The sequence below is a fragment of the Nocardioides sp. genome, from assembly GCF_034670285.1.
In the GTDB taxonomy this organism is placed as follows: Bacteria; Actinomycetota; Actinomycetes; order Propionibacteriales; family Nocardioidaceae; genus Nocardioides.
Genome location: NZ_JAXMNS010000137.1, coordinates 1 through 8,670 on the forward strand (window position 1 = coordinate 1; position 8,670 = coordinate 8,670).

Genomic DNA, 8,670 nt, shown 5'->3' on the forward strand with positions numbered 1-8,670 from the left:
GTAGAGCCTGAAGGTCACCGGTGAAGTCTAGGGCCGCGCGTCGTTCGCGCCGAGTCGGCGCGTCTTCGCGCCGACTCGGCGCAGATGACGGGACGGATGAGAGCAGTGAGAAGGGTGGGACAGATGTGTCGAAGGTGACGTACCGTGGCGCGGTGCGCCTTCCCCGACGACACGTGCCCCCGCTCGTGCTCACTCTCCTGCTGTCCAGTTGCTACGTTGCCGCGGTGACGCCAGTGAGCCCCGCGACCGCGGCGGAACCCTCCGAGCGGCGGGCCGACACGCGCCAGGTCCACTACCACCAGTTTGACTCCGGCGCCGAGCTGCGTCAGGGCCGCGCGAAGGGCACCAAGGTCGCCCGCGGACGGATCCGCTTCGGCAGCCCCGCCGCCACCCGCACCCTGGGCGGCACCGCCTACGAGCAGGCCGTGTGGACCTCCCCGTGGGTCGACCCGGGCTTCTCCTTCACCGAGCTGATCCCGTCGTGGTCGGCCATCACCCCGGGCAACAGCTTCGTCGAGATCCGGGTACGCGGCCGCGACGCCTCCGGGAAGCGCTCCAGCTGGGACCTCATGGGCCGCTGGGCCAAGACGGACCGGCACCTGAAGCGCTCGACCTTCGGCAGCCAGGCCGACGACCTCGCAAACGTCAACGTCGACACCTGGCGCGCGCCGGGCGGACTCTCGACCTACCAGCTCAAGGTGACGCTGGCCCGCAAGGCCGGCACGTCCCGCAACCCCGGCGTCGACACCATCGGCGCGGTCGCCTCGAGCCTGCCCGGCGACGCCGGCACGACGTCCAAGCCCGGCCCGGGCCGCGGCATCGTGCTCGACGTGCCGCAGTTCTCGCAGATGGTGCACGGCGGCGAGTTCCCCGAGTACAACGGCGGCGGCGAGGCCTGGTGCTCGCCGACCTCGACCTCGATGGTGCTCGGCTACTACGACGCCCTCCCCGGCCCGCGCGCCTACTCCTGGGTGCCCGAGGACTATCCGGACCCGTGGGTGGCCTACGCGGCTCGCTACACCTTCGACCACACCTACGACGGCGCCGGCAACTGGCCCTTCAACACCGCCTACGCCGCGAGCCGGGTGGGCAAGGCCTTCGTGACCCGGCTGCGTTCGCTGCGCGAGGCCGAGCGGTTCATCGCTGCCGGCATCCCGCTGATCGCCTCGATCTCCTTCGGGAGCGGCGAGATGACCGGCGCCCCGATCTCCTCGACCGCCGGACACCTGCTGGTCATCGTCGGCTTCACCGAGGACGGCGACGTCGTCGTCAACGACCCCGCGGGCAAGAACAACAGCGCCGTACGACGCACCTACGACCGCGCGCAGTTCGAGCGGGCGTGGCTGCCCCGCTCGGGCGGCCTGGTCTACGTCATCCGCGACTCCGCGCACCCGCTGCCGAAGGGCAACCAGACCAACTGGTGACCCCCGGCGACTTGCTACGACCTGCGGCGACCTGCTGCGGCGTCGTCAGACGCCGTAGCCGCCGTCGACGTCCAGCTTCTGCCCGCTGACGAAGCCGGCGCGGTCGCTGGCGAGGAAGCAGACCGCCTCGGCGACGTCCTCGGCCACGCCGAACCGGCGTAGCGGGATGTGGCCGCGCGTGACCTCGAGGTCTGAGTCGGACAGGTCGCCGGCAGCGATGAGTCGCTCGGCCATCCCGTCGGTGAGCATCCCGGGACCGACGGCGTTGACCCGCACGCCGAAGCGGCCCTCCTCGGCGGCCAGGCCGCGCACCATCGCCTCGACGGCTGCCTTCGGTGCCGACGACAGGCCGTCGCGCACCGGGAAGCGCGTGGTGGCAGCGGTCGTCACCGCCACGACGGAGCCGCGCGACTCCCGCAGGTGCGGCAACGCCGCATGGACGACGGCGAAGAAGGCGGCCGCGTCGCCGGCCAGCTGCGCCGCCATCGCCGCCGGGTCGACCCGCGAGAGGTGCACCATCGGCACGTGCGGGCCCGCGGCGTGCACCAGCGTGTGCAGCCCACCGGTCGCCGCGGCGATCCGCGCGATGACGGCCGGAACCGACGCGAGGTCGTCGAGGTCGAGTCGGTGAGCCCCGGCGGAGTGCTCCCCCGCCGCCGGCGCCGTACGGCGATAGGTCACCGCCACGCGTGCGCCTCGGGCGGCGAGCAGGGCTGCGACCGGTGCGCCGAGCCCACCGTTGCCGCCGACCACGAGGGCTGCGCCCGGACGGTCGGCGAAGTCCTGCGACAAGTCGTGCGCTGCGGCGTTCACGCCTCGGATGGTGCCACGCGGCGACGGCGCCCGGGGCCCGCGCAGACCAGCTGAGACCGGCCGGATCAGCCGACCGTGAACTCGACCTCGTGCCAGCCGGTGGCACCGTCGGGCAGCACGTCGGCGACGGCGCCGGTCTGCACCTCGCCGTCCTTGCTGATGGCGCGCACGCGCGCGCGGTGTCGACCACGCTCGAGCGGCACCGTGGCGCGCCACTGGGTCCAGGAGTCGTCGGTGGGGGTGCCGGCCAGCTCGGCCGCGGTCCAGGCCCCGCCGTCCACGGCGACCTCGACGCCCTCGATGCCGGTGTGCTGGTCCCAGGCGGCCCCGGCGATCACGACGCCGCCGTCGACCTCTTGGACCGTGGCGCCGTTGGCGGGCACGTCGATGCGCGAGGCCATCTTGACCGGGCCGAGCTCGCCCCAGCCGCGCTGGGTCCAGAACGCGTCGACGGCGTCGAATCGGGTGACCTCCATGTCGACGACCCACTTGGTGGCCGAGACGTAGCCGTAGAGCCCCGGGACGATCGTGCGCACCGGGAAGCCGTGCTCGACGGGGAGCGGCTCGCCGTTCATGTAGAGCGCGAGCATCGCGTTGCGTCCGTCCATCACGGTCTCGACCGGCGTCGCGCAGTTCCAGCCGTCGTCCGAGGTCTGCAGGATGGCGTCGGCACCGGCCTGGATACCGGCCTCGGCCAGGATCGGGGCCAGGGCCACACCGCTCCACCAGGCGTTGCCGACCAGGTCGCCGCCGACGGTGTTGGAGACGCAGTTCAACGTCACCCAGCCTTCCAGCAGCTCGCGCTGCAGGAGATCGTCGTAGGTCAGGACGAGCTCGTTGTCGACCATGCCGTGGATGCGCAGGCTCCACTGGGACGGCGTGATTGCCGGCTTCGAGAAGGCCGTGTCGATCAGGTAGAAGCGGTCGGACGGCGTCACCCACGAGGCCACGCCGTCGACCCCGATCGACACGTCGGCCGGCACCTGGGGCTGCGTCACCAGCAAGCCCTTGCCGCTGCCGGCAAGCCCGCGCCGGGCCTCCTCGACCGCCCGTCGCGAACCGCCACGGACGTTGCCGACCACCGAGGCGAGCGCCGCCACCCCGAGCACGGCTGCGGTCGTCCCGAGAAAGCTGCGCCGGGTGCGCGCGTACGGCTGGGCGAAGCGCTGCGGGTCGGTGACCGCCTCGAAGGCCCGGAGCCGGTCGGCGAGCAACGACAGCGCCACGACCATCACGCCGAACCCGAGGAGCACCGGGATCACGTCGGTGACCTGCGACTCGGATGCCGAGAGGGCGGCGAGGGCGCCGATCAATGCGACGGCGGCAAAGCCGGCCACTGCCGGCCACCAGCGCTCGCGGGCGAGCAGGCCGACCCCGGCGAAGGCGAGGACCAGCAGGACGTAGATGCCCACGACCAGCGCGGGCTTCTCGGCGGTGCCGAGGTCGCGGTTGTTGGCAGCGGCCGCCGGGGCGAGCTCGACGACCAGCTCGGCGACCGCGCTGACCGGGGTCAGCCGGAGATTCATCAGGGCGGACACCAGGTAGCCGACAGCAAGGCCCACCAGACCGGCGGCGACGCCGGAGAGGGCCCACCACGACGCAGACTTCTTCATGACACCCATGGTGCCTCGGGCATGATGCCCGAATGGGTCCCTCAGTTCTTACGGTTGGCGAACCAAACCTGCCCCGCACCGGGATCGGTGTCGACGTGCACCGCCTCGTGGACGGCGTCCCGATGCACCTCGCGGGCCTCTCCTGGCCCGACGAGCCGGCCGGTCTCGAGGGTCACTCCGACGCCGACGTCGCCGCCCACGCGGCCTGCGACGCGCTCTTCTCGGCGGCCGGCATCGGCGACCTGGGGTCTCACTTCGGCACCTCCGAGCCGCAGTGGTCGGGCGCGTCCGGAGCCACCCTGCTGGCCGAGACCGCCCGCCGGGTGCGCGAGGCCGGCTTCGAGATCGGCAACGTCGCTGTGCAGGTCATCGGCAACCGACCGCGCCTGGGCCCGCGCCGGGCCGAGGCCGAGGCCGCGCTCTCGGCCGCCGTCGGCGCTCCGGTGAGCGTGAGCGCCACCACCACCGACGGGCTCGGGCTCACGGGTCGCGGCGACGGGGTCGCGGCGATGGCCACCGCCCTCGTGGTCGCCCGCCGCCCGACCCAGTGACCTTCGGAGCCCAGCAGCCCTAGGCGACGGCGGTCTTGCGATTCCCGACCATCACGACGCCCTCGACCACCTTCACCTCGTAGACCGGCACCGAGACGTGGTGGTCCTCGAGGCACCGTCCGTTGCGCAGGTCGAAGGCATGCTTGTGCAGCGGCGAGGCCACGAACGGCACGCCGCCCCGCACCCCGACGATGCCCCGCGCGATCATCGACGTCTTCGAGAAGGGGTCGTGGTTGCCGAGCACGTAGACGGTGTCGTCCTGGCCGCGGAAGATCGCCAGCGCGTGGCCGTGCACCAACGCCGTCGCGCCTCGCTCGACCTCGAGGTCGGCCATCTTGCACACAGGACGCCAGTTCTCGGGCTCCTCCGAGCGAGAGCTGTGCGTTGCCATGTCAAGCAAGTTAGATCGAGGCAACACACATCGCGGTTACGCCGTGTTACGGCTGTGAAAACGAAGGCGGCTGCGATGATCGCCCGGTGCCTGCAGCCGTCGTGATCCTCGCCGCCGGCTCCGGCACGCGCGTCGGGGCCGGGGTCAACAAGGTCCTGCTGCCCGTGGACGGCGCCAGCGTGCTGGCCCACTCGTTGCGCACCGCGCTCGCGGTGGACGACGTCGCCCGGCTCGTGGTGGTCGTGCGACCCGGCGACGAGCCCACGGTCGCCGCCGAGATCGAGCCCCTGCTCGGCGCCCGCGAGGTGCTGATGGTGGCCGGCGGCGCCGATCGGCACGCCTCCGAGTGGGCTGCGCTCCAGGCCTTGCGGCCCGCCATCCGTGACGGACTGATCGACGTCGTCGCCATCCACGACGCTGCCCGCCCCCTCGCCACCCCTGCGCTGTACGACGCCGTGATCACCGCCGCGCGCACCCACGGCGGCGCCATCCCGGTCGTCGCGACCTCGGCCCTCCTGGGCCCGAACGGCCTCGTCGAGGGCGGGGCGATCGTGCAGACGCCGCAGGCCTTCGCCGCAGGCGAGCTGCTGGCGGCGTACACCGCGGCGGACGGCGACGGCTTCACCGGCACCGACACGGCCTCCTGCCTCGAGGCCTACTCAGACGTGCAGATCGCAGCGGTGTCCGGCGAGGTGACCAACCTGAAGGTCACCTACCCCGAGGACGTCGCCCTGGCGGAGGCCCTGCTCAGTCGTCGCTGACGCCGGCCGTGCCGTCAGGCCCCTCAGCGCTCCGCGCCGTCAACGCCTCGAGCGCCGCGACGTCGTCCAGGCTGTCGACCCGGCGGGCCTCGGGCGGCGCCTCGCGCAGCCGCACGGGGAAACGGTCACGCAGGCTCGCGGCCAGCGCCGCCAGGTCGGCGAGGTCAGTGGGACCCAGGTCGACGGCGGCCACCACGGCCGGGGGCAGGACGACGGGCGAGCAGACCCGCACCAGGGCCTCCCGGTCGAGGGTCGTGCCGACGAACCCGTCGACGACCTGCTTGACGGTGTCGGTGACGGGTCGGACGCCGATCACCACGGCCTGGTGCTCGACGGCCTCGCTCACGCACGCGGCGAGGAACGACGGTGGCGTCATGGGGCACAGCGCGTCGTGCAGGACCACGGGCTCGCCCGAGTCGACGAGGCCGGCCCACTCGGTGCCGAGGTCGACGGGCAGCACGCCCGACTCCCCCAGCGCCCAGGACGCCGCGGCCACGAGGGCCTCGCCGTGGATCATTGCGAAGGGCAAGGACCCGCGGTCGTCGATCAGCACCGTGCCGAGCGCGTCCGGGGTCTCGTCGCCCTCGAGGTCCATCTCGTTGAGGTCAGCCATGCGCTCACGGTAGGGCGTGGACGGCGCACCGACACCGAAGGGCCCCGGCTGGTGCCGGGGCCCTTCGGTGGAGTGCTGGTGGTGCGGGAGGAACGATCAGGAAGCGAGGACCTCGTCGAGAATGGTCTCGGCCTTGTCCTCGTTGGTCTGCTCGGCCAGCGCGAGCTCGGAGACCAGGATCTGACGCGCCTTGGCGAGCATTCGCTTCTCACCGGCCGAGAGACCGCGGTCGCGCTCACGGCGCCACAGGTCGCGCACGACCTCGGCAACCTTCATGACGTCGCCGCTGTGCAGCTTCTCGAGGTTCGCCTTGTAGCGACGCGACCAGTTGGTCGGCTCCTCGACGTGCTCGGCACGCAGGACGTCGAACACGCGGTCGAGGCCCTCCTTGTCGACGACGTCGCGCACTCCGACGAGGTCGAGGTTGCACGCAGGAACGCGCACGACGAGGTCCTGCTGAGCGACAATCCTCAGAACAAGGTATTCGCGATCTTCTCCCTTGATCGTCCGCATCTCGATGTCCTCGATGATCGCGGCCCCGTGATTGGGATAAACAACCGTTTCGCCGACGGTGAAAGTCATGTGTGATGAACCCTTTCCTAGGCTTCCATCTTAGCACGTCACAGATTCGCCCCAGACATCGTTTCCGCAGGTCAGAGCCCTGTTCGAGGCTTGACAGACCGTGACTTCTATGGTGGCGACTGTCCGATCAGTCAGGACCGATGGTCAATTCGGGCCCCCCGACACCCCTCACACCGGGTGATCTGCGACACGTGGGGCGCATGTGGTCGATACTTGCCGACATGGCACCAGGGCAGCTGCACGACGACACCGAACCGCGTCCCGAGGACCCCGAAACCTCCGAGACCTCCGAGGACCTCGAGGTCTCCGAAGGACCCGGGGCGCCTGAGACCGACGAGTCACCTGAGACACCCGCCCCGGCCGTTGGCTGGCGCCGGCGGGCCCTCGACTCCACGCCCGTCACGCTGATCCAGGCCGCTCACCCGCGACAAGCCGTCGCCACCGCCGTCGTCCTGGCTGCCGCGGCGCTCGCCTCCGGGCGGCCGGGCGGCGAGGCCGCGATCGTGCTGGCCACCGTGCTCGTGGGCCAGAGCATCCTCGGCTGGCACAACGATCTGGTCGACCGCGAGCGCGACGCCGCCCACGACACCGCCCGCAAGCCGATCGCGCAGGGCCGACTCGACGCGGGCACCGCCTGGTACGCCCTGATCATCGCGGTCCTGCTGGTCATCCCGCTGTCGATCTCGGTCGGCGTGACCGCCGGCGTCTACTACCTCGCCTCGCTGGTGATGGGGCTGCTCGGCAACGTCGTCCTGCGGCGCGGGCGCCTCTCGTTCGTCCCCTGGATGGTCTCGTTCGCACTGCTCCCCGCCTACCTCTCCCACGGCGGGTACGGCGGTGGCGCCGAGGGCGACCCGCCCCAGGTCGCGATGGTCCTGGGCGCTGCGCTCCTCGGCCTGGGGGTCCACTTCCTGCGCGCCATCTGGGGCCTGGTCGAGGACGACCTCGACGGCTGGACCTACTTCCCGCTGGTCCTCGGACGACGTCTGGGCGCCACCAAGCTCCTGGCCTGGTCGACCGGCTACACCGCTGCCGTCGTCGGACTGCTCATCATCCTCGGTTCCACCATCGGGCTGAGGCAGTGAGGTCGGCGACGTCCCGCTAGGCTGACGCCACCGGGCCCACGTCACGCTGGGTCCCGATCCGCCTCTCCTCGACCAGCGAAGGCTCAGACACATGCTTCATGGGCTCCCCCGTCGTTCCACCGCGATCGTTGCCGGCGCGCTGCTCCTGTCCGGGAGCCTGTCGTCGTGCGGCTTCGGTCTCGCCACCGACCGGGTCAACACCATCAGCTCCGGCGTCAACGACCGCGACGGTGAGGTCGACGTCCTGGCCGCCGCGATCATCTCGGCGGCCCCCGACAGCGGCGTCTTCGTCGCCACGTTCGCCAACGCCAACCAGCAGGTGCCGATCGCACTCACCGGCGTGGGCGGCGAGGCCACCCCGATCGAGGCCCTCGACCCGCTCGTGGTCGAGCCGCAGGCGGCGCAGAGCCTCTACCAGCTCGGCGGCATCCCGATCAGCGGCGACGTGGGCCTGGGCGACTTCGTGAGTCTCGAGCTGACCTTCGACAGCGGTCAGACCACGACCATCGAGGTCGCCGTGATGCGACCTTGCTACGAGTACGACCCGGCGAAGTTCCCGGGCATGGTGCTCCCGGGTGCCGAGGAGGACGCCGAGTCCGGCGAGTCCGCTGAGTCGCACTCCGAGGACGAGGACCACTCCGAGGGCCACTCGGCCGACGACACCGACCCCTACTCCTGCGAGCCGCTCGAGCCGGTGGCCCACGGCGAGGGCGAAGAGGAGGAGTGACCATGAGCCACACCCTGATCCTGCTCCGCCACGGCGAGAGCGAGTGGAACGCCAAGCACCTCTTCACCGGCTGGGTCGACGTCGACCTCACCGACAAGGGCCGCGCCGAG

Annotated in this window: 11 protein-coding genes; 6 read left to right on the top strand and 5 right to left on the bottom strand. The window is 71.5% G+C overall.

Annotated features, from left to right (window positions below; translation table 11 throughout):
- Positions 1-224 precede the first annotated feature (224 nt).
- Positions 225-1,424, top strand: a complete 1,200-nt coding sequence (locus VOI19_RS08650) for a C39 family peptidase (RefSeq protein WP_323792561.1) — start codon at positions 225-227, stop codon at positions 1,422-1,424.
- Between the two features lie 45 nt (positions 1,425-1,469).
- On the opposite strand, the gene VOI19_RS08655 is transcribed toward VOI19_RS08650, so the two are convergent.
- Together VOI19_RS08655 and VOI19_RS08660 are read right to left on the bottom strand one after the other, a co-directional pair.
- Positions 1,470-2,237, bottom strand: a complete 768-nt coding sequence (locus tag VOI19_RS08655) for an SDR family NAD(P)-dependent oxidoreductase (protein WP_323792562.1) — start codon at positions 2,235-2,237, stop codon at positions 1,470-1,472.
- Between the two features lie 65 nt (positions 2,238-2,302).
- Positions 2,303-3,850, bottom strand: a complete 1,548-nt coding sequence (locus VOI19_RS08660) for a molybdopterin-dependent oxidoreductase (RefSeq protein WP_323792563.1) — start codon at positions 3,848-3,850, stop codon at positions 2,303-2,305.
- Between the two features lie 32 nt (positions 3,851-3,882).
- Here VOI19_RS08660 and ispF point away from each other — a divergent pair, with 32 nt between their 5' ends.
- The gene (gene ispF / locus VOI19_RS08665) at positions 3,883-4,401 is read left to right on the top strand and encodes a 2-C-methyl-D-erythritol 2,4-cyclodiphosphate synthase (RefSeq protein WP_323792564.1); all 519 of its coding nucleotides are present in this window, start codon (positions 3,883-3,885) and stop codon (positions 4,399-4,401) included.
- 19 nt (positions 4,402-4,420) lie between these two features.
- On the opposite strand, the gene nirD is transcribed toward ispF, so the two are convergent.
- Entirely contained in the window at positions 4,421-4,792 is a 372-nt protein-coding gene (gene nirD, locus VOI19_RS08670; protein ID WP_323792565.1) for a nitrite reductase small subunit NirD, read from the bottom strand.
- Positions 4,793-4,878: 86 nt separating this feature from the next.
- On the opposite strand from nirD, the gene VOI19_RS08675 reads away from it, so the two are divergent.
- Complete coding sequence (locus tag VOI19_RS08675; RefSeq protein ID WP_323792566.1) at positions 4,879-5,553, top strand: IspD/TarI family cytidylyltransferase; 675 nt, start codon at positions 4,879-4,881, stop codon at positions 5,551-5,553.
- Here VOI19_RS08675 and VOI19_RS08680 read toward each other — a convergent pair.
- Together VOI19_RS08680 and VOI19_RS08685 are read right to left on the bottom strand one after the other, a co-directional pair.
- On the bottom strand, positions 5,540-6,166 hold the full coding sequence (locus VOI19_RS08680) for a 2-C-methyl-D-erythritol 4-phosphate cytidylyltransferase (RefSeq protein ID WP_323792567.1): 627 nt from the start codon (positions 6,164-6,166) through the stop codon (positions 5,540-5,542). The two genes, VOI19_RS08675 and VOI19_RS08680, sit on opposite strands and share 14 nt — an antisense overlap.
- A gap of 96 nt (positions 6,167-6,262) precedes the next feature.
- Positions 6,263-6,748 carry a CarD family transcriptional regulator gene (locus VOI19_RS08685; protein WP_323792568.1) on the bottom strand — a complete coding sequence of 162 codons (486 nt, stop codon included), beginning with the start codon at positions 6,746-6,748 and terminating at the stop codon, positions 6,263-6,265.
- A 221-nt stretch (positions 6,749-6,969) separates the two neighbouring features.
- Between VOI19_RS08685 and VOI19_RS08690 the strand changes: the two genes are divergently transcribed.
- The 3 genes from VOI19_RS08690 to VOI19_RS08700 form a co-directional block, all read left to right on the top strand.
- Positions 6,970-7,833, top strand: coding sequence for a UbiA family prenyltransferase (locus VOI19_RS08690; RefSeq protein ID WP_323792569.1), 864 nt, complete (start codon positions 6,970-6,972; stop codon positions 7,831-7,833).
- A gap of 91 nt (positions 7,834-7,924) precedes the next feature.
- Positions 7,925-8,560, top strand: coding sequence for a hypothetical protein (locus VOI19_RS08695; protein ID WP_323792570.1), 636 nt, complete (start codon positions 7,925-7,927; stop codon positions 8,558-8,560).
- Positions 8,561-8,562: 2 nt separating this feature from the next.
- A partial coding sequence (locus tag VOI19_RS08700; RefSeq protein WP_323792571.1) for a histidine phosphatase family protein occupies positions 8,563-8,670 on the top strand: 108 nt, incomplete at its 3' end.